19 protein-coding genes are annotated in these 21,182 nt (G+C 37.9%); 8 read left to right on the plus strand and 11 right to left on the minus strand.

What is annotated here, in order from left to right:
- Window positions 1-20 precede the first annotated feature (20 nt).
- Window positions 21-1,124 carry a Glu/Leu/Phe/Val family dehydrogenase gene (locus ACW5R3_RS10215; RefSeq protein ID WP_456576917.1) on the minus strand — a complete coding sequence of 368 codons (1,104 nt, stop codon included), beginning with the start codon at window positions 1,122-1,124 and terminating at the stop codon, window positions 21-23.
- A gap of 144 nt (window positions 1,125-1,268) precedes the next feature.
- Between ACW5R3_RS10215 and ACW5R3_RS10220 the strand changes: the two genes are divergently transcribed.
- Both ACW5R3_RS10220 and ACW5R3_RS10225 read left to right on the plus strand, forming a co-directional pair.
- Window positions 1,269-3,026, plus strand: a complete 1,758-nt coding sequence (locus tag ACW5R3_RS10220; RefSeq protein WP_456576918.1) for an ABC transporter ATP-binding protein — start codon at window positions 1,269-1,271, stop codon at window positions 3,024-3,026.
- A 166-nt stretch (window positions 3,027-3,192) separates the two neighbouring features.
- Window positions 3,193-3,585, plus strand: a complete 393-nt coding sequence (locus ACW5R3_RS10225) for a PUR family DNA/RNA-binding protein (RefSeq protein ID WP_456576919.1) — start codon at window positions 3,193-3,195, stop codon at window positions 3,583-3,585.
- A gap of 50 nt (window positions 3,586-3,635) precedes the next feature.
- Here the strand turns inward: ACW5R3_RS10225 and ACW5R3_RS10230 are convergent, their stop codons facing one another.
- Window positions 3,636-4,667, minus strand: coding sequence for a lysophospholipid acyltransferase family protein (locus ACW5R3_RS10230; protein ID WP_456576920.1), 1,032 nt, complete (start codon window positions 4,665-4,667; stop codon window positions 3,636-3,638).
- Window positions 4,664-5,578 carry a bile acid:sodium symporter family protein gene (locus ACW5R3_RS10235; RefSeq protein WP_456576921.1) on the minus strand — a complete coding sequence of 305 codons (915 nt, stop codon included), beginning with the start codon at window positions 5,576-5,578 and terminating at the stop codon, window positions 4,664-4,666. Before ACW5R3_RS10235 ends, ACW5R3_RS10230 begins: the two co-directional genes overlap by 4 nt.
- Before the next feature lie 189 nt (window positions 5,579-5,767).
- Here ACW5R3_RS10235 and ACW5R3_RS10240 point away from each other — a divergent pair, with 189 nt between their 5' ends.
- The gene (locus ACW5R3_RS10240; RefSeq protein WP_456576922.1) at window positions 5,768-6,328 is read left to right on the plus strand and encodes a thioredoxin family protein; all 561 of its coding nucleotides are present in this window, start codon (window positions 5,768-5,770) and stop codon (window positions 6,326-6,328) included.
- A gap of 22 nt (window positions 6,329-6,350) precedes the next feature.
- Here the strand turns inward: ACW5R3_RS10240 and ACW5R3_RS10245 are convergent, their stop codons facing one another.
- The 3 genes from ACW5R3_RS10245 to ACW5R3_RS10255 form a co-directional block, all read right to left on the minus strand.
- Window positions 6,351-7,583 (minus strand): hypothetical protein, encoded by a 1,233-nt coding sequence (locus tag ACW5R3_RS10245; RefSeq protein WP_456576923.1) that lies wholly within the window; start codon window positions 7,581-7,583, stop codon window positions 6,351-6,353.
- 103 nt (window positions 7,584-7,686) lie between these two features.
- On the minus strand, window positions 7,687-8,619 hold the full coding sequence (locus ACW5R3_RS10250) for a peptidylprolyl isomerase (protein ID WP_456578829.1): 933 nt from the start codon (window positions 8,617-8,619) through the stop codon (window positions 7,687-7,689).
- 232 nt (window positions 8,620-8,851) lie between these two features.
- A complete protein-coding gene (locus ACW5R3_RS10255) occupies window positions 8,852-11,053 on the minus strand; it encodes a RecQ family ATP-dependent DNA helicase (protein ID WP_456576924.1) in 2,202 nt (733 codons plus the stop codon).
- A gap of 255 nt (window positions 11,054-11,308) precedes the next feature.
- On the opposite strand from ACW5R3_RS10255, the gene ACW5R3_RS10260 reads away from it, so the two are divergent.
- The 3 genes from ACW5R3_RS10260 (at window position 11,309) to lptB (ending at window position 13,915) form a co-directional block, all read left to right on the plus strand.
- Window positions 11,309-12,226, plus strand: a complete 918-nt coding sequence (locus ACW5R3_RS10260) for a KpsF/GutQ family sugar-phosphate isomerase (RefSeq protein ID WP_456578830.1) — start codon at window positions 11,309-11,311, stop codon at window positions 12,224-12,226.
- Window positions 12,226-13,059: a twin-arginine translocase subunit TatC gene (tatC, locus tag ACW5R3_RS10265; RefSeq protein WP_456576925.1), complete on the plus strand. Its 834-nt coding sequence runs from the start codon at window positions 12,226-12,228 to the stop codon at window positions 13,057-13,059. Before ACW5R3_RS10260 ends, tatC begins: the two co-directional genes overlap by 1 nt.
- A gap of 115 nt (window positions 13,060-13,174) precedes the next feature.
- Window positions 13,175-13,915, plus strand: coding sequence for an LPS export ABC transporter ATP-binding protein (gene lptB / locus ACW5R3_RS10270; RefSeq protein ID WP_456576926.1), 741 nt, complete (start codon window positions 13,175-13,177; stop codon window positions 13,913-13,915).
- A gap of 267 nt (window positions 13,916-14,182) precedes the next feature.
- On the opposite strand, the gene ACW5R3_RS10275 is transcribed toward lptB, so the two are convergent.
- From ACW5R3_RS10275 to ACW5R3_RS10285, 3 genes are all read right to left on the minus strand, one after another.
- Window positions 14,183-14,542, minus strand: coding sequence for a four helix bundle protein (locus tag ACW5R3_RS10275; protein WP_456576927.1), 360 nt, complete (start codon window positions 14,540-14,542; stop codon window positions 14,183-14,185).
- 179 nt (window positions 14,543-14,721) lie between these two features.
- Window positions 14,722-15,591 (minus strand): DUF808 domain-containing protein, encoded by an 870-nt coding sequence (locus ACW5R3_RS10280; RefSeq protein WP_456576928.1) that lies wholly within the window; start codon window positions 15,589-15,591, stop codon window positions 14,722-14,724.
- 27 nt (window positions 15,592-15,618) lie between these two features.
- Window positions 15,619-16,374: a CDP-alcohol phosphatidyltransferase family protein gene (locus ACW5R3_RS10285; protein WP_456576929.1), complete on the minus strand. Its 756-nt coding sequence runs from the start codon at window positions 16,372-16,374 to the stop codon at window positions 15,619-15,621.
- A 129-nt stretch (window positions 16,375-16,503) separates the two neighbouring features.
- Between ACW5R3_RS10285 and ACW5R3_RS10290 the strand changes: the two genes are divergently transcribed.
- Both ACW5R3_RS10290 and ACW5R3_RS10295 read left to right on the plus strand, forming a co-directional pair.
- Window positions 16,504-17,577, plus strand: coding sequence for a putative type IX sorting system protein PorV2 (locus ACW5R3_RS10290; protein WP_456576930.1), 1,074 nt, complete (start codon window positions 16,504-16,506; stop codon window positions 17,575-17,577).
- 14 nt (window positions 17,578-17,591) lie between these two features.
- Window positions 17,592-18,761, plus strand: a complete 1,170-nt coding sequence (locus ACW5R3_RS10295) for a lipoprotein N-acyltransferase Lnb domain-containing protein (RefSeq protein ID WP_456576931.1) — start codon at window positions 17,592-17,594, stop codon at window positions 18,759-18,761.
- 13 nt (window positions 18,762-18,774) lie between these two features.
- On the opposite strand, the gene ACW5R3_RS10300 is transcribed toward ACW5R3_RS10295, so the two are convergent.
- Both ACW5R3_RS10300 and ACW5R3_RS10305 read right to left on the minus strand, forming a co-directional pair.
- Window positions 18,775-20,166 carry a sugar transferase gene (locus tag ACW5R3_RS10300; protein ID WP_456576932.1) on the minus strand — a complete coding sequence of 464 codons (1,392 nt, stop codon included), beginning with the start codon at window positions 20,164-20,166 and terminating at the stop codon, window positions 18,775-18,777.
- A gap of 124 nt (window positions 20,167-20,290) precedes the next feature.
- Window positions 20,291-21,067, minus strand: coding sequence for a glycosyltransferase family 4 protein (locus tag ACW5R3_RS10305; protein ID WP_456576933.1), 777 nt, complete (start codon window positions 21,065-21,067; stop codon window positions 20,291-20,293).
- Between the last annotated feature and the right edge of the window lie 115 nt (window positions 21,068-21,182).

Genomic DNA, 21,182 nt, shown 5'->3' on the forward strand with positions numbered 1-21,182 from the left:
ATATAATTTATTTAAAAGAATTACTTCAAATTCTCATTTTTTCTTGCATCAATTCTGCTCTGAGCAATATTCATAGCAGCATGATTTGTTGTAATCTTATGCGTTTGTGCATTATTTAATATTTCCAATGTTGTATTGTAAATATTTTCTGTCTTACGTATAATCTCTTTACGGTCGTAACCTTCAAGTTCGGCATATACATTAATAATACCTCCAGCATTAATTAAAAAGTCTGGTGCGTAAACAATACCACGCTCTTGTAATATAGGGCCGTGTTTTTGCTCTATTGCTAACTGGTTGTTGGCAGCACCTGCAATAACCTGTGCTTGTATTTTATGAATAGTCTCGTCGTTAATAGTCGCTCCTAAAGCACATGGCGCGTAAATATCCATAGCTTCCGAATAAATATCATTACCACCATAAATAGCAACACCATACTTATCACGTACCGCTTCTAAACGTTCTTGACTAATATCAGTAATGGTTACTTGTGCACCTTCATCTACTAAATGTTCAACTAATGCTTCTCCTACATTACCAATACCTTGTACAAAAACAGATTTTCCTTCTAATACATCACTACCAAATTTGTATTTAGCGGCTGCTTTCATCCCCATAAACACACCATAAGCTGTTATAGGCGACGGATTACCTGCACCACCAAGCGATTCTGAAATACCCGTTACATAAGGTGTTACCTCACGAACCGTATCCATATCTCCTGTAGTCATACCGACGTCTTCAGCTGTAATATACTTACCGCTTAAACCATGTACAAACTCACCAAATTTACGCATCAATTCTGGTGTTTTCTGCGTTTTAGCATCACCAATAATGACCGCTTTTCCACCACCAAGATTTAAACCTGTAATGGCTGACTTATAAGTCATACCTCTAGAAAGACGCAAAACATCATTTAAAGCTTCCCATTCATTGGCATAATTCCACATTCTGGTTCCTCCTAATGCAGGTCCTAAAACGGTATTATGAATTCCAATTATTGCTTTTAATCCTGTATCTTTGTCGTTGCAAAAAACAACTTGCTCGTGATTATCGAATGATTGTTGCCCAAAAACAGGATCAACTTTATGTAATTCATTCGCATTAATAACGTCTGTTACCATATTAATTATAGTTTATGTGTTATTGTGTTTTGTACAATCTGTAAAAACAACGTGCAAAATTAAATGATTATTAATGTTTATACAACATAAATAATATTAAAATCAGAATTTGTTAAAAACTTTATATAAACCCGAGTCGCTTTAATGAAAGAACTAAAACATTTAAATAAATACTTCATAAAATATAAAACCAAGGTTATCCTTGGAATCATTATTACCATAATCTCTAAAGTATTTCTACTGTTTACACCCGAACTTATTGGCGCTTCTATTGATGTGGTTGACGAATACCGTAAAGGCACCCTAACCGATATTGCTACCGTAAAACACGAGTTACTCCTCAATATTGTTTACATTATTGGTGCAGCTATTATTACCGGTGTGCTAACATTCTTTATGCGCCAGACCATTATTAATGTGTCGCGCTATATTGAATTCGATCTAAAAAATGAAATATACCAGCAGTACCAAAAGCTGTCTTTAAACTTTTATAAGAAAAACCGTACGGGTGATTTAATGAATCGTATTAGTGAAGATGTAAATAGCGTACGGATGTATGCTGGTCCTGCTATTATGTATAGCATAAACACCTTTACACTCTTTGCCATTGCTATATTTTTCATGTACAGACAAGCGCCTTTACTTACCTTATATACCATAATACCCTTACCTATCTTATCCGTAATTATATACAAGTTAAGTAAAACCATTCATAAGCGTAGTACCATTGTTCAGCAATACCTATCAAAACTATCCTCTTTTACTCAGGAAACTTTTAGTGGTATAGCCATTATTAAATCTTATGGTATGGAGCAACAAGCAGCTAGCAATTTCAATGAGTTAGCTACCGAAAGTCGTCAGAAACAATTAGATCTTGTTCGAATAAATGCCTTCTTTTTCCCCATGATGATTCTCCTTATAGGACTTAGTAACCTGATTGTTATTTATGTTGGGGGACTCCAATACATCGATGGTCAGATTAGTTTAGGGGTTATAACCAAATTTATAATTTATGTTAATATGCTTACCTGGCCCGTAGCTACGGTAGGTTGGGTAACTTCTATTGTACAAACAGCTGAGGCATCACAAAAACGTATAAATGAATTCCTGAAAATAGAACCTGAAATTCAAAACAACGCAACAAAACCATCTGTTATTAAAGGACAAATAACCTTTAAAGATGTATCCTTTACTTATGACGACACCAATATTCAGGCTTTAAACAACGTGTCTTTCACAATTGAAAGTGGCGAAACCTTAGCCGTAATTGGTAAAACTGGTTCTGGAAAATCTACCATTCTCGATTTAATTGGTAGGTTATACGATATAGATTCAGGCTCCCTACTTATAGATGGACAACCTATAAACCAGGTAAATCTAACCGATTTACGGAACGCTATAGGTTACGTACCACAAGATGCCTTTCTGTTTTCAGACTCTATTAACAATAATATTAAATTCGGAAAAGAGCAGGCAACAGACCAAGAGGTTATTCAAGCTGCTAAAAACGCCCAAGTACACAAAAACATTCAAGCTTTCACCAATGGCTATAATACCGTTTTAGGAGAACGCGGTATCACGCTTTCAGGCGGACAAAAGCAACGGGTTTCCATAGCCCGCGCTATTATTAAAAATCCTCAAATATTATTATTTGACGATTGTTTATCTGCCGTTGACACAGAAACCGAAGAGAAAATCCTAAACAACCTTAAAAAAATAACCGCCGGAAAAACAACCATTATTGTGAGTCACCGTATCTCGGCAGCTAAAAATGCCGACAAAATCATTATTCTTGAAGATGGTGAAATTCAACAAGCAGGTACGCATGAAACACTTATAAATACTGATGGCTACTATAAAAACCTATATTTAAAACAACTTAGTGAAGCAGCTAATTCTTAAAGAAAAAAGCACTATAAACATGCAAACAACAAACACACAACCAACCAGTTAAGCAACATTAAAAGCAGAAAACAAAAGAAAATTCATAATTTGTTGGTTGGTATCTGTTTTTTTTAGATTTTTGAGGAACTTAATAATTTGTGTTTTTATAATATATAATAGAACTATGGATAATAACGGAATGATGGAGAAAGAAGAGATTTTTTCCAAAGTATTAAGAGCTGGAAGACGCACCTATTTTTTTGATGTAAGATCTACTAAAGCAGGCGATTATTACCTGACGATTACAGAAAGTAAAAAATTCACAAATGATGATGGATCTTACCACTATAAAAAACACAAAATCTATTTATACAAAGAAGACTTTTCTGAATTCAACAGCATCCTATCGGAAATGACAAATTATATCATTAACGAAAAAGGTGACGAAGTAATTAGCGAACGCCATCAAAGAGACTTTAAAAAAGACTTTACCGATTTAGCGGACAACACGGCTGCAGATGACGAGAAGCCTACATCAGCGGAAAGTTTTACAAATATAGATTTTGACGATATCTAAATCTAGAATCACACAATATATCAAGCCACTTCTAGTGGCTTTTTTTATGCTTATAATTTTACAGCCAACAAACTCACCAACAGCGTGAGAACCACATACAGCAAACCAGCACCAATTCCTAAAGTTCCTGCCAATATACCGCCTACCAAAAACAACCATAAAGGCACCAAACTAATAGCAACACCAAACCTAAAAGTCCCTACAAATTCCACCTCTTTAATTTGGGGTACTGCTACGCCTTTCCATATAGCATAAGGTCCTATCAATAACAAACACATCAAGAATTTAAAGACACTTTTCAATCCTGTATACTTCGGCTTCTTCGCTTTCGGACAAGCCTCCAAATTAGAAGCCAAACAAGCATTAACCCCTTCTGGGTTTAAATAATCAACCGCCTGAGCATCCAACACCTCTATGGTTTCACCATACAGTTCCGCAGGAATATGCACCGTTAACTTAGTTAAGGCCGTCCAAATATCCGTTTTTAAACGGCGGGTTTCAACATGCCTATCTGCTTTTAAATACCACTGGGCGTCATATACCGCTCCAAAGTTTAACAACACCGTATCAGCAAAAGCATCAGCCTGCTTATAACTCAATCCTATAGGCACCAATTTCAAATCGGTATCAGGGTAATGCTCCAAAGTATCAAAAACAAGACGTGTAAAACCTTTACTTAACGGTCTTACGGTTCTATTAATATGATGGTTTCCTTCAGGAAAAAGGGCTACTGCTTCATGATCAGCCAAGCAAGCAATACAACTTTCAAAAACGGCATGGTTATCTCCAATCCTATTCCATCCATCCCGTACCCGATAAACTGGCAACATATTTAAACTCCGCAAAATAGCATTAACTAGAGGTTTCTTAAACACACTAGCGCGTGTTAAAAAATACGAAAACCGTCCCGAATTGGTGGCTATCAGCAACGCGTCTAGTAGCGCATTATTATGATTGGAAACCAATAAAACAGGCGCCTGTTTAGGAACATGGGAAACCCCACGAACGTGAATACGCCGATAGTAAAAAAACAAACCGAGTTTAATATAAAACCGAACACTATATAACCATATTTTTTTCACGAAACTCCTTTTTTAATAAGCACCTTAGGCTGCCAAAAATAAGCCAATAACAACCCCGAAACAATATGCCATATACCCCAAAATGCAGCCATAATAGCCATACCGCCTAAACCATTAAAAAAAGTAAATATCAGTAACAAGCCTATACCAGAGTTCTGTATTCCGGTTTCCAAAGTAAGGGTCTTCCTGTTGGCTACAGATAATTTAAAAGCCCAAGCCACTAAAAAGCCCAAGCCAAATGCTAGAATATTATGACTAATCCCCAAAACTAAAACATGATGAATATAGTCTCTAAACACCGCCATATTATTCATTAAAGCTATAATAACAATAGCCACAAAAACAAGTATCGAAAAAGGTTTCAACCACTTAGACAAGCGAATAGCAAAACTGGAATATTTAGCACGCACCAGCATACCCAAAAGTAACGGCACTCCCAATATCAATAATACAATCTCTACCATATCTAAAGGGTTTAAAGCCACATCTTGTAGCAAACCAGCTGTTGGCGCATATAAATTACCATAAAACTCAAAATTAAAAGGCGTCATCACAATAGCTACAAAGGTTGAAAACGCAGTTAAGCTAACAGATAATGCTGTATTCCCACCTGCCATATGGGTCATAAAATTAGAAATATTCCCACCGGGGCAAGCGGCTACCATAAGCATCCCTAGAGCAATACTCGGCTGCGGATTTACTAGTAATACAAACAAATAGGTTAGTAACGGTAATAAAACAAACTGAGATACCAAACCTAAAATCACCACTTTGGGGGTTTTAAAAAGTTGCTTAAAATCAGCCAAGCTAATCCCCAAAGCCACACCAAACATAACAACAGCCAAAGCAATATTTAAAATCCACAAATTCGTGGTATCAAAATGAATTTGAACGTTATCAAGTACTTGCATAAAAAAGGGACCGATTATATAATTTGGTAAAAGATGGTAATATGATAGTTAAAATTTAAAATAACAAATAATTACTTATAAATTCAAGCCTACACACACAAACGCCCCCACTAACCCAAGGTAGAATAACCCCTATATAATTGTAGACATGTAAAATAATCCTTAAATTGAAACCTAAAAAAAATAACCATGGCACAAACAGCTTCAAACATGCTTCCTCTAGGAACACAAGCACCAAAATTTAGTTTAATAGATACTATTTCCAAGGAAAAAGTAACACTACAAAGCGCTAAAGGATTGCAAGCTACCGTTATCATGTTTATCTGCAACCACTGCCCTTTTGTAAAACACGTCAATGCCCAATTGGTTAAACTAGCTAAGGACTATAAAAGTAAAGGGGTAAATCTTATTGCTATTTCTAGTAACGATATTGAAAACTACCCACAGGATGCTCCAGATAAAATGAAGGAAAATGCCATTAACGAAGGTTATATTTTCCCGTATTTATATGATCAGACTCAAGAAGTTGCCAAAGCGTATCAAGCGGCTTGCACACCCGATTTTTATGTGTTTGATAAAGATTTAAAACTAGTTTATCGCGGACAGTTAGACGATTCAAGACCTGGTAACAACATACCGGTAACCGGTAAAGACCTTCGAGAAGCCTTAAACAGCATCCTGAACAACACCGAAATAGATCAAGAACAAAAACCCAGTATTGGCTGTAATATCAAATGGATAACCGCTTAATTTAAAACGGTTACAATCTGTATTATATAGAAAACATAAACCCAAAACTAACACGCAAAGCATCCCGTTGCTTATCTATGCGTTCCACCAAATTATTTACCTGACCCGTACTCTCAAATACTTTAACACCGTAATCAACCTCCAAACCTACGGTCATATGGCTAAAAGCATCGTACATAACATTTAAAAGGCCATAGTAATGTACATGATTAACGGTACCTGTCAACTGTAATACCGGTAGTTCCGAATTATCAGCAACTATAAAACGCTCTAAATCATCTAATTTAAAGTTCGTGTAGCCAACTACTAAATTACTATGCCATTTATCTGAAAAGAAATACTCATAGGAAGTCCAACCGCCAAATGCTGGCGTCGCTTTAAATCCATTACTACTGGTAGGAAAACCATCATAACCAAAACCCGTTACGGTTGTTAAATAAGCCGAAATACCCTGACCGCCCGTAAATTGAAATTGAAAATTATTACGGACTACTTGATATTTTCCACTTAAACTAAATCCATAGCCCATAAAACTAGATTTTTCGCCATCCAATTTATAGGTAATATGGCGCCAAATAGAAGCCAACCTAATATGACCCCATGCTTTTCTATACGATATTGCTGCAGTAAAATCGGGAGCTACCTGATTCGCTTCTTCAACCAAAGGCTCTAATTCAGGGTAGCGTAAATAATCTGATATAGGCGCTTCCAAACTAAAAGCATAACGCCACTCCGGATTCTTAAAATGATTGGTGTATTTAATATGTGGCGAACGCAACCAAACACCAGATGGCGGCCCTTCCCACTCCAGGATGTTCGGCCATAAATCCTCATCGGCAAAATTATTCCAATTCTGACCAATTTGCCAGTGTTCAGACTCTACATAAGCCTTACGCAAACGAAACTGACCGTTACCGCCCCAAAAATCACCCTCTACCACCGATGTTACATGTCTACCATCCTTCAACACAAAAGCCGAAGCCCAAACAATTTGCGTCTGGTATAAATCCATATGCAAACTATGAGAATCATCAGTTCCAAAAACGTGAATCTTACCAACATTAAAAGTCTCACTATCTTGCAAGCCACCAAAAAAATCAAAATAACCGTTAAGCTTCAAATTAGCACCAATACTGGTGGTAAAACGAGGCTCCCCATTTATAGAATCTTTAGCACTAATAGATAAAAAACGCTCCTGGGCTTGCGCACCAAAAACAGCGAGTAGCAAGCAGGAATAAAATAGATATTTAGTCATGGTTTCGGATGGTTTGGTGGTTAAATTACATTAATTTTTTAATATGAAAACAAAAAAAAGCTGCCTATTGGCAGCTTTTTTTTAATCTATATAAAAAGGTGTGCTATTTTGTAGCTACTAATTCTACATCAAAAATTAAGGTCGCATCACCTGGAATAACCCCACCTGCGCCACGAGCACCGTAACCTAAGTGACTAGGAATGACTAAACGGGCTTTATCACCAACGTTTAATAAACAAATACCTTCGTCCCATCCGGCTATTACCTGACCAACACCAACTTGAAATTCTAATGGTTCTTTACGTTTGTATGACGAATCAAAAACAGTTCCATCAGCTAGCTGCCCTTTATAATGTACGGAAACAGTTTGTCCTTTTTCAGCTTTAGAACCAGTTCCTTTTTGTAGAATTTGGTAACGTAAACCACTTTCGGTCTTATCAAATCCTGCTGCCAATGTATCCAGCTCAGCCTCGGCAGCCGCTTTTTCTTCAGCTAAACGCTTTTCACGAGATCCTTCAAACGTTCTAAACGCTTCAACAGCATTAAACTGCTCAGCTTCCGAACCAACACGGATTATTTCTAAAGTATCAATTTGGTCGCCTTGCGCTATAGCATCAACAACATCCTGTCCTTCTACAACCTTACCAAATACAGTATGATTACCGTCTAACCATGGTGTTTCAACGTGTGTAATAAAAAACTGACTCCCGTTTGTACCTGGTCCTGCATTAGCCATCGATAAGATACCTGGAGCATCATGCTTTAAATCTGGATGAAACTCATCGTCAAATTTATAACCCGGATTACCAGTACCACTACCTTGAGGGCAACCACCTTGAACCATAAAATCAGGGATTACTCGGTGAAATTTTAAACCATCATAATAAGGAGTACCTTGCTTTTTAGCTGAGTTCTCTAAATTACCTTCTGCCAAAGCAACAAAGTTACCTACTGTTCCTGGTGTTTTTTGAAATTCTAAGGCTACTAGAATAGAACCTTTTGTAGTATGAAATTTTGCGTATAAACCGTCTTGCATCATGTATTGTTTTAATGAGCTGCAAAGATATGAAATTGTAGGGAATTGCATCACACAAAATGAATCCCTTATTTATATGGAATCACACCTTAATAATACCCCCAATCGAAAGCCTTACAAACGCTTAAAACAACACATATATAAACACGATAACCTTATAAAAAGCCAACCCAATACCTGTAGTGGTATATAAAAGTCAGCAACCTATTTATAAACGGATCTATACGAGATTCTAATTTGCTACCTCACTAATAAATTTAATACGGTATAAACGGAGCTCTTCATCATCATACTCACCATCAAATTCATCAATAGCAACGTCTATCTTATCGGTATCCGACTCCATAAAGTACTCGTGAATTTCTTCTTGCTGATCATCGTCTAGGACATCCTGAATCCAATAATCAATATTCAGTTTAGTTCCTGAAAAAACAATGGCTTCCATTTCCTTAATAAAATCAGACATAGACATCCCTTTGGCTGATGAAATATCATCTAAAGGTAACTTCCTATCTATATTTTGAATGATATAAAGTTTTAAGGCCGAATTCATACCGGTCGATTTCACAACCATGTCATCTGGTCTTACAATATCATGATCCGCTACATAGCGCGCAATCAGTTCTACAAAATCTTTACCGTATTTTTTAGCCTTCCCTTCGCCTACACCATGCACATAACTTAATTCATCCAAACTTATTGGATATTTCAAAGCCATATCTTCTAATGAAGGATCTTGAAAAATAACAAACGGAGGCACACCCAAACGTTTGGCATTGCGCTTCCGTAAATCTTTCAACATTTTCATTAAAGCCACATCTGCAACAGCACCAGAGCCTTTAGTAGCTGCTATAATAGCATCATCGGCTTCAGCATTAAACAAATGATCTTCCGTCATCATAAACGATTCTGGTTGTTTTAAATAAGCTTTACCTGCCTTTGTTATCTTAATAACGCCGTAGGTTTCAATGTCTTTTTTAAGTAAACCGGCTACTAAAACCTGTCGCGTTAATGCCATCCAATACTTATCGCTTTCATGGCGTCCTTGTCCAAAAAATGGTTGTTCGTTAGAACGGTGCGATTTTATCAAGGCATTTTCTTTACCTATAATAACGTTTACTAAATCCTTAGTCTTATATTTCTGATTGGTCTTGGATACAATTCCTAATAAGGTTACCACATTATCCTGAGCTTCATGGCGCTTTTTAGGATGACGCATATTATCATCCATATCGGCACCTTCACCCGTTTCCGAGTCAAAAGCCTCACCAAAATAATGCAGGATAAACTTACGTCTGGAAATAGACGTTTCCGCAAAGGCTACAACCTCCTGTAGTAAAGCATGACCAATTTCCTGTTCCGCAACAGGCTTCCCAGACATAAACTTCTCTAACTTTTCTATATCCTTATAGGCGTAAAAAGCCAAACAATGTCCTTCACCACCATCACGTCCTGCACGGCCTGTTTCTTGGTAATAACTTTCTATACTTTTAGGAATATCATGGTGTATCACAAAACGCACATCGGGTTTATCAATACCCATTCCAAAAGCTATGGTAGCCACAACAACATCTACATCCTCCATCAAAAACATATCCTGATGTTTGGCACGGGTTTTAGCATCCAAACCGGCATGGTAAGGCAATGCCTTAATACCATTTACCTGTAGGGTTTGGGCCAATTCTTCAACGCGTTTGCGACTTAAACAATAAACAATCCCCGATTTTCCGTCGTGTTTTTTAACAAAACGAATAATATCGGCATCTACATGCTTGGTTTTAGGACGTACCTCGTAATATAAATTAGGTCTGTTAAACGATGCTTTAAAAGTAACCGCATCATGTATATTTAAATTCTTAAGAATATCTTCTTGAACCTTAGGCGTAGCTGTAGCCGTAAGGCCTATAATAGGAATATTATCACCTATACGCTCTATAATACGTTTTAAATTTCGGTACTCTGGTCTAAAATCATGACCCCACTCACTAATACAGTGCGCTTCATCTACCGCCATAAACGAAATTTTAACCGAGCGTAAAAATTCCACATTCTCAGCTTTGGTCAATGATTCTGGTGCTACATATAACAACTTGGTAACCCCCGTTGTAATATCGTGCTTCACCTGTTTAACCTCCGTTTTATTTAACGATGAGTTTAAAACATGGGCCACACCATCGTGTTCCGAAACACTTCGGATGGCATCTACCTGATTCTTCATCAAGGCTATTAATGGTGACACAACAATAGCGGTTCCTTCTTGCATCAATGCTGGCAATTGGTAGCATAACGATTTTCCGCCTCCGGTTGGCATAATGACAAATGTATCCTTCCCCGATAAAATACTTTTTACTACAGGTTCTTGCAAGCCTTTAAAGGCATTAAATCCAAAATAGGTTTTTAATGCTTCATGCAAGTCTTTCTCGTTTACAGACATGTATCGATTTTAATTTAATTGTTACCTTAATTAAAACGCACCAAATAGAAATTCGTTATTATGTAATTACAAGGGCATTTACAGGACTCTCATAATTATTTTTGTTAGCTTTGCAACATTCAAAAAACAACAAATTAATTATTTAGTTTGAATAACATTAAAGATATAAAAATCTTTAAAAGCATCAACCCAAAAAAATAATAAATTTTGAAAAATCATAATACAATCTTACAGACTGCTAAACAGACTATTGACATGGAAAGTCAGGCTATATCAAACCTGTCTAACCTACTTGACACCGATTTTTCCGAGGCAGTTTCCTGCATTTTTAACTCCAAAGGGCGTGTAATTATTACCGGTATAGGCAAAAGTGCCATCATTGCTACCAAAATTGTAGCCACCCTAAACTCCACTGGAACTCCTGCGGTTTTTATGCATGCAGCCGATGCCATTCATGGCGATTTAGGACTTATTTTGGAGGATGATGTGGTAATTTGTATTTCTAAAAGTGGAAATACGCCCGAAATTAAAGTGCTCGTACCTTTAATTAAACGGGCCAACAATAAAATGATTGCCATTACTGGAAATCGTGATTCTTTTCTTGGAAAAAATGCCGACTACCTTCTAAATACATTTGTGGAAAAAGAAGCCTGTCCAAACAACTTGGCACCAACAACAAGTACAACAGCCCAATTAGTTATGGGCGATGCCCTTGCGGTTTGCCTATTAGAATTACGGGGCTTTACCAGTAACGACTTTGCCAAGTATCACCCAGGTGGTGCCTTAGGTAAAAAATTATACCTGCGCGTTCAAGATATGAGCGATGTCAATCAAAAACCACAAGTAACACCAGACACCGATATTAAAAGTGTTATTATTGAAATATCCGAAAAAATGCTGGGAGTAACGGCTGTTGTCGAAAATCATAAAATTGTAGGTATTATTACCGATGGCGATTTAAGACGTATGCTTACAAAATCTAACGATTTCAACAACTTAAAAGCCAAAGATATTATGGGCGAAAATCCAAAACGGATTGATGCGAATGCCATGGCTGTCGATGCTAAAGAGCTTATGGAATCAAACGGAATCACCCAGTTATTAGTAGAGCGAGATGGCGATTATGCTGGTATTGTTCACATTCACGACTTAATTAAAGAAGGTATTATATAATGGCTAAAAAGAGTATTAATGACATGTCATTTCTAGACCACCTAGAAGATTTAAGATGGCATCTAATACGAGCAACCTTAGGGGTGCTAATTGCTGGTGGTGTTGCTTTTTTAATGTCCAATTTCATTTTCGAAACCATTATTTTCGGACCTAAAAAAATGACCTTCCCTACCTATCAGTACCTGTGTCAAATGTCACAATTTATAGGTATCGATACCACATTCTGCTTGGAAGAATTCCCATTTAGAATTCAAAACAGAACTATGGCAGGGCAGTTTTCTGCACATATTTGGACCTCCATTTATGCCGGATTAATTATAGCCTTCCCATACGTAGTATATCAACTATGGAAGTTTATTAGCCCAGGCCTACAACCAAATGAGCGTAAGCATTCACGAGGTTTCATTGTTATCACCTCTTTACTATTCTTTATTGGGGTTTTATTTGGCTACTATATTGTTACACCGCTGTCTATAAACTTTTTAGGGACCTATAATGTGAGTAGCGAAATATCCAACGAAATAGATTTAAGCTCCTACATAGCACTGGTACGCTCTTCATCCCTAGCTTCCGGTTTGGTATTCGAGCTCCCAATTGTTATCTATTTCCTAACCAAAATAGGCTTAGTTACCCCACAGATACTAAAAAAATACCGCAAGTTCGCCTTAGTCATTGTACTGATTATTTCGGCTGTAATTACACCGCCGGATATTGCCAGTCAGGTTATCGTTGCCATTCCTATTTTATTACTATACCAAATAAGTATTTATATTTCTAAAATTGTCGTTCGTAACCAAGAACGTGAAGAAAAAAAAGACCTTAAAAAAAGATAAAAGCTAAGGTATAACGCCCTTACAAATCCCAAAGGGCGTTAAACTTTAACTAAATTCAATAAGAATCTTATTATTCTCGTCGCTATTTTATTATTTTAGCCAAGAGTTTAAGCCTATGAAATTAAAAGCAGAACATTTAATGAAGTCCTATAACGGCCGAAAAGTCGTTAAAGACATCTCTTTAGAGGTAAACCAAGGTGAAATTGTGGGGTTACTAGGACCTAACGGTGCGGGTAAAACAACCTCCTTCTACATGATTGTAGGACTAATCAAACCTAATGGGGGTAATATATATTTAGACAATTCCAATATCACCAAATACCCAATGTATAAAAGGGCACAAAATGGTATTGGCTACCTAGCCCAAGAAGCTTCTGTTTTTAGAAAATTAAGCATTGAAGATAATATTTTAAGCGTTTTACAACTTACCAAGCTAAGTAAAAAAGAACAGCTTATGAAAATGGAATCGCTAATAGACGAGTTTAGCTTAGGACACATTCGTAAAAGTCGTGGCGATTTATTATCAGGTGGAGAGCGTCGTCGTACAGAAATTGCACGCGCCCTTGCTACCGATCCTAACTTTATTCTATTAGACGAACCTTTTGCAGGTGTCGATCCTGTTGCCGTAGAAGATATCCAACGTATTGTCGCGCAACTAACCAAGAAAAATATCGGCATCCTAATTACCGATCATAACGTACAAGAAACTTTAGCGATTACCGATAGAACCTATTTAATGTTCGAAGGAAACATCCTAAAAGCCGGTGAACCAGAAGAACTAGCTAACGATGAAATGGTTCGTAAAGTTTACCTTGGTCAGAATTTCGAACTTCGTAGAAAGAAAATTAGAGACTAATTCTATCGCCTATTATTTTTTATTACATACCCCACATATCCGGGTATAATACCCCATACCCACTATTCACAACTCACTTCTCACTCCTCACCATTCACTCCTCACTCCTCACTCCTCACTCCTCACTCCTCACTCCTCACTCCTCACCATTCACTATTCACTATTCCACTACTCCATCACTCCTCACTAATCACTATTTCACCATTCACCATTACACTACTCACCATTCACTAATCACTACTCCACCACTCACTATTCACCATTCAACTATTCACTACTTTTTTTGCTCCGTAAATAATTCCGAAATCCCAATAGCAATTTCTTAACCGCCACAAGAGACGTTTCCATAGGAGTATCAGCAGTAGTTATATGCAAACGGACAGCAATAAGATACTGTGTTTCTAATTCCGCTAAAGACCCCAAGCAGACACTCAAAAACTGTAAAAATTCGTTATCACTTTTCCGTGCAGCACCTTCAGCAATATTCGAGGGTATGGAAACAGCCGCACGCCGCATCTGACTGATTAACCCGTAGCGTTCCTCATCAGGAAAAGCCCGCGTTAAATCATAGACCATAACCACCAAATCCATACTTTGTTTCCAAACCTGTAATTCCTTATGATCCATATCCCAACGTTTTTTTTTAAATTACTAATCACCATTCACTATTCCACCATTCACTACTCACTATTCACTATTCCACTTCTCACTATTCCACTATTACACTACTCACAACTCACTAATCACTATTTCACCACTCCACTAATCACTCCTCACAACTCACTAATCACTATTCCACTACTCCACTACTTCCGTACCAACATTTTCCCCACATTAAAAACAAAAACAGCTACAATACCAACTAGTAAGCCAATAGTAAACTCCTTTAAAATAGCAGGCCAAGACTCCAGTATATGATGAAAAAAATCAATATTATGAGCAAAAATACCACCCGAAACAAGCAGTAAAGCAAGCGTTCCTATTACCGATAAACTTTTTATAACATAAGGCAAAGCATGAACCAAAACACGACCTATACCGTGCATAATACCAGAACCATTGCTTTTTTTAACAAGACGCAAGCCAAAATCATCCATTCTTACAATCATGGCTACAATACCATAAACCCCCACAGTAGCAATAACAGCTACTATAGAAACCACGATAATCTGAAGCATTAAAGTCTGCTCTAAAACAGCGCCCAAAGCAATAATGACAATTTCTACCGATAAAATAAAATCGGTTATAATAGCCGATTTCACCTTCTTCTTTTCCAACTCTAAAATAGCGGCTTCAGAAAGCGATTCGGTCAGGTCAGGCGTACCCTGATCGTCATGATGGTGTGGTACGAAATAAGCATATATTTTCTCAGCGCCCTCAAAAGCCAAGTAAATGCCCCCTAAAACCAAGATAACAGTTACAGCTGCGGGCAGAAAAGCACTCAATAAGAACGCTATAGGCAGAATAATCAACTTATTCAGAAAAGAGCCTTTGGTAATCGCCCATAAAACAGGAAGCTCTCGTGAGGAAACAAACCCCGAAGCTTTTTCGGCATTTACCGCCAAATCATCACCTAAAATACCAGCCGTTTTTTTAGTGGTTACTTTACTAAGTACAGCAACATCATCCATAAGTGTTGCAATATCATCTAATAGGGCAAAAAATCCAGAAGCCATAAGTATAAGGTTTGGGTTAGTTTAAGGTTAGGCACCAATCTGCTTTGCTGTAAGCAAGGACAGAAGCACATATAACAAAATAATAAGCGGAATAGCCGCAAATTGTAAGACCACCAATAAAACAACGGTCAGCAATAAAAATAAATAGCGGGTTACATTGGACTGAAAATCGTAACGCTTAAATTTTAAAGCAAATAATTTTACAGGAGCATTCAGCATATAACTACTTAAAAGTGTCATCCCTACTAAAAACCAAGGATTTAAAATTAAAGCATTCATCCCATCCTGGTTTTGATACTCCATAATTAAGGGTAACGAGAGTATCAATAGCGCATTGGCAGGCGTTGGCAAACCTTTAAAATAGCTTTGTTGTTCGGTATCTATATTAAATTTAGCCAAGCGGTACGCCGAAGCTAAAGTTATTAAAAAACCTAAAAAAGCCAAGGGGGCATAGTCCAAGCCATCAAACAAAAAAGAACGCTGCCACGAATCTCCCGTAACAACTACGCCTTCTGTGCCAACAGCTAAATGCAATAACTTAAACATCACCACACCCGGAACCAAACCACTGGTTACCATATCGGCTAAAGAATCTAACTGAACGCCCAATGGGCCTTGCACCTGAAACTTGCGCGCAAAGAAACCATCAAAAAAATCAAAGAAAATACCCAAAAACACAAATATAGCGGCCGTTACAAAATGGTTACTAACAGCCAAAACAACGGCTATACAACCACTCAATAAGTTCAATAAGGTAATAAGATTGGGAATATATTTTTTCATACTTTTAGAGATATGCGTGTAAAAATAACAAACTATTTACGTCTAAAACAATAAATAGGCAATAACTCCATCATTTTCAAGTTTAATATGTTGAAAAATTGTAGCATATTTGCAAAAAAAGAATTGTTTTTGAAAGCATTACAAACCTCATTACTGGTTTTACTAATAACGGTAACCGGATATAGCCAAGCTGTACGTAAGTATTCCAACGAGTTTATGAATATTGGTGTAGATGCAGCCGCATTGGGTATGAGTAATGCCGTAACAGCACATTCTGCCGATGTTAATTCCGGATACTGGAACCCTGCAGGTTTAGTGCATATTGAAGACAAGCAACTAGCGCTTATGCACTCCAGCTACTTTGCCAATATTGCTAGCTACGATTATATGGCATTTGCCATGCCTATCGATGACCGCTCGGCTATTGGCATATCGGTAATCCGTTTTGCGGTAGATGATATCCTAAACACCACCCAGCTTATTGACGATGAAGGAAATATTAATTACGACCGAATCAGCCTGTTTTCTACAGCCGATTACGGGGTAACCTTCTCCTATGCTAGAAGCTTACCGCTAGATGGTTTAAACTACGGAATCAACGCCAAAGTGATCCGTCGTATTATTGGCGATTTTGCCTCCTCATGGGGATTCGGCTTAGATGCAGCCATACAATTTGAAACCGATAACGATTGGAAATTCGGAATCATGGCGCGTGATATCACAACCACCTTTAACGCCTGGGCTATCGATGAGGAAGCCTTCGAAACCATTCAAAATGCCGTAGAAGGACAAAATCAAGAACTACCGGAAACCACCGAAATTACCATCCCTAAATTACAAATTGGGGCTTCTAAAAAATTCATTTTTCGTTACGACTATTCTTTATTAGCTGAAATAGATTTAAACATCCGCTTCGAGCAGAATAACGATATCATTTCCACATCCGTTGCAAGTATCACACCAGCATTAGGCTTTGAGTTCGGGTACCTCGATATGGTATTCCTACGTACCGGTGTGGGGAACTTTCAAAACGAATTACAAATCGATAACAACGAGCGTGTATCCTTTCAACCAAGTATGGGATTAGGCTTTAAATACAAAGGTATTCAAGTCGATTATGCCTTTACCGACATTGGCGATCAAAGTGTCGCGCTATACTCCAACGTCTTTTCCCTAAAACTGGATTTTAGTATCTTTAGGTAATAAACCATCTGTTCATGAGAAAACACCTTTTAGTCTTAGCATTACTATGTTGCTTACCGCTTTGTTTTGCACAGCAACTCTCACCAAATGCCCGAATTAGTGTCCTAACTATCGGCCCCGGAACGGCTTTAAATGATGCTTTCGGACACAATGTATTTCGTATTAAAGATCAAGCTACCGGTTTAGATAGCACCTACGATTATGGTAGATTCCCCTTTAACGAGCCTGGCTTTTACCTCAATTTCGTTCAAGGAAAACTCAATTATTCCATCGGGAAAAGCAAATACCAAGACATTAAGGATTTTTACATCTGGCAAAACAGAACCATCGAAGAACAAGTCCTAAATTTAAACCCACAAGAAAAACAAGCCCTCTATAATTTTTTAAGAACCAATTACCTACCGGAAAACAGAAACTACTTATATGATTTCTTTTTCGATAATTGCGCCACCAAAATTCGCGATGTGCTTCAAACAACCACCCAAGCCGCTATACACTTTAACCAACCGGAAAACTTTCAGCAGAAAACCTTCCGTAGCCTCATTCGTGAAAAAGTCCCTACCAATTCTTGGGGTGGTGTTGGTATCGATATCGCATTGGGTTCGGTTATAGACCAACAAGCTACCCCAGAACAACACATGTTCTTACCCGCCTATATTCATAGCTTCTTCCAAGTAGCAACGCTGAATAACCACCAACTCGTAGCCCAATCAAAAACAATCTATAAACAAAAACCAGTACCCCAAACCTCGAGTATCCTGTGGAGCCCCTTAGTAATATTCAGCCTATTGGCAATCCTCATCATCGGAATCACCTATTTCGATTTTAAAAAGGTTAAACGCACCGCAGCCTTAGATACGGTTATCACCATAACAACTACGGCTATTGGTTTACTCATTCTAGGCTTATGGTTTGGAACCAATCACCAAACTACAGCACAAAACTACAACCTCCTATGGGCCTTTCCTTTAAATGCCATCCTATTGTGGCAAATAGCTAAAAAACAGCCTAAACCATGGGTTATTAAATTCCTAAAGTTTTTGGTAATTATGTTACTGCTTATGGCTTTTCATTGGACGGTGGGCATACAAGTATTCGCACCTGCAGCAATTCCGCTATTTGTTGCCCTGTTTGTAAGATATCTGTATTTGGTGTGGTATTTCAACCAAAAGTTGAATGCCTAGTAAATTAGCAAAACTACTGACCTCTAAAATAAATCATGGTACCTATCGTTTTCACCATGATATTCAAATCCAGAAAAAAGCTACGGTGTTTAATGTAGTATAAATCGTATTGCAATTTCATCAAACTATCTTCTACCGATGAGCCGTAACGCACATTAATCTGTGCCCAACCCGTAAGTCCTGGCTTAATAATATGGCGTGTTTCATAAAAAGGAATCGCAGCCGATAAATCCTTAACAAAATAAGGGCGCTCCGGACGCGGACCTATCAAACTCATTTCACCTTTTAATATATTAACAAACTGGGGAATCTCATCCAAACGCGAACGCCTTAAAAATTTACCAAAGGGTGTAATCCGACTATCATTCTTACTAGCCCATACAGCACCATTTACTTCGGCATCAGTTACCATGGTGCGCAATTTAATAATCTTAAAAACAGTCCCATTTTTACCCACACGCTCCTGCAAATAAAACAAAGGTCCACGGTTTCCTATTAAATTCCCCAAACAGATAAATGGTATAATAAAAGCCCCACATACCACACCTATCACGGCAAAAAACAAATCGAAAATACGGTGAAAAAACAAATACAATTTGTTCTTATTACTACGGCTAAACGGAAAGTATTTATAAAAATCCTTGCCTACAAACTGCACCGGAACCCGATATGTCATATCTTCATAAACCTGGGTGTATTCTTTTATAGGAAAACCACGCTCCAGCAAACCTATTAAATCGCTGTAAATCTCCGTAGTTATCGCATCGGCATTATAGCTAGCCACAACAATCTCTGAAATAGATTCTTTAGCAATTACCGCATGTAAATCCTTGGGGTGGTACTCCACCACTTCACTAGGAGCTACAGTAGCATCAGTAACCTGTTCGCAGTTAACAAATCCAACTATCTTATAATTCGGATCCACCTGCTTAAAAGCCTGTATAATCGTATCTATTGTAGAAAGCTCTCCCACAATAAGCACCTTTTTATAAAACCGGGGCGAGGCTACAAAATAAACATACACCAAACGCCAGGCACTCAAGGCCAAGATAATAGCCAGATAAAAGTAAACAATCTGCAAACGATTATTAGGCAGTTCAGGAGTAAAATACGGTGTTAGTAAATAGAATAAAACGGTGGTAGAAGCTGTAAAAGCTATATTAGGAAAAACACGCTCTACCCGACTCGCTTTCTGAAGGTTATAAAGTTCAAAAACGGTTCCAAAAACCGATAAGTAAACAATCAACACACCTATCCAAGTCCAGTTTTCAGGGGTAATGGTAAAATAATCAAACTGAAAATAGCTCCCTGTAAAACATAGCGCCATCAAAACACTTACCAAGTCAAATAAACGCAGCAATATTTTGCGTTCAGAGATTTCAAAATGGATGGTTTGTTTCTTCATATAGTATTAATAGCTTGGTAAAGATAATAAGTTCACTAAACCTGACAAGTTTTATTGAAATTCTAAAGCCTAAAAATAACCTTTAGCTAACATAACCCTGATACGTCCTAACAAAATCAGGTATTTACCCCTCCAAAACGGCCATCCAAGCGGGCTGTACTGCTGGCCAATCAAAAGCTGCTACCATATTACGGGCACGCACAGCCATAGCTTCCGCCGCCTCCGGATCGGCTACCAAATCCTGTATCGCTGCTACAAATGCCTGGGTATCAGCTGCAGGTACCAACATACCGGTTTCACCAGAGCTTATCAAATAAGGCAAGCCTCCAACATCAGTAGACACAATAGGTAAGCCCAAAGCCATAGCCTCCAAAACACTCACAGGCATATTATCAAAATTCGTTGTATTTATAAACACATTATAGTCCGCTGCTAGAGCCAGCCAAGCTGTTTTAGAGAGCTTCCCGGTAAAAGTTACCGATACCGCCAAGTCATCGGCCAAAGTCTTAACCGCTTCTAAACTCCCATCCCCCGTATCAGGACCTACCATACAAAGGCTACAGCTATAACCTATATCTTGCAAGCCTTTTAAAACCCGAACAGCCAGTTGCGGATTATATATTTCAGAAAAAGACCGCACCCATAACATACGAATCGTACCATAGCTTTTTTTAGCAAAGGCATACCGCTGCAATTCTAAGCTATTAGGGATATAAACCACATCAGCATACCCATAATCATTAAAAACCGACTGCAAATACAATGAAGGCGACACCAAATGTTTGGCAGGTTTAAACAGTAAAGCACTAAGCTTTGGCGAATCCTCTAAGCGGCGTGGCAAATCCCCACCGTGAAGAATCGGTATATAGTCTACCCCCAACAAACGGCACAGCTGACTCACCAAAAACGCATAATAAAAGTTACGGGTACTATAGGTATCAATCAAAACCACATCGCACCATCTGGCATGTAGCAACACCTGCCAAAGCATATCCAACAAACGCAGCAACATATGC

The sequence above is a fragment of the Algorimicrobium bowmanii genome, assembly GCF_054031195.1.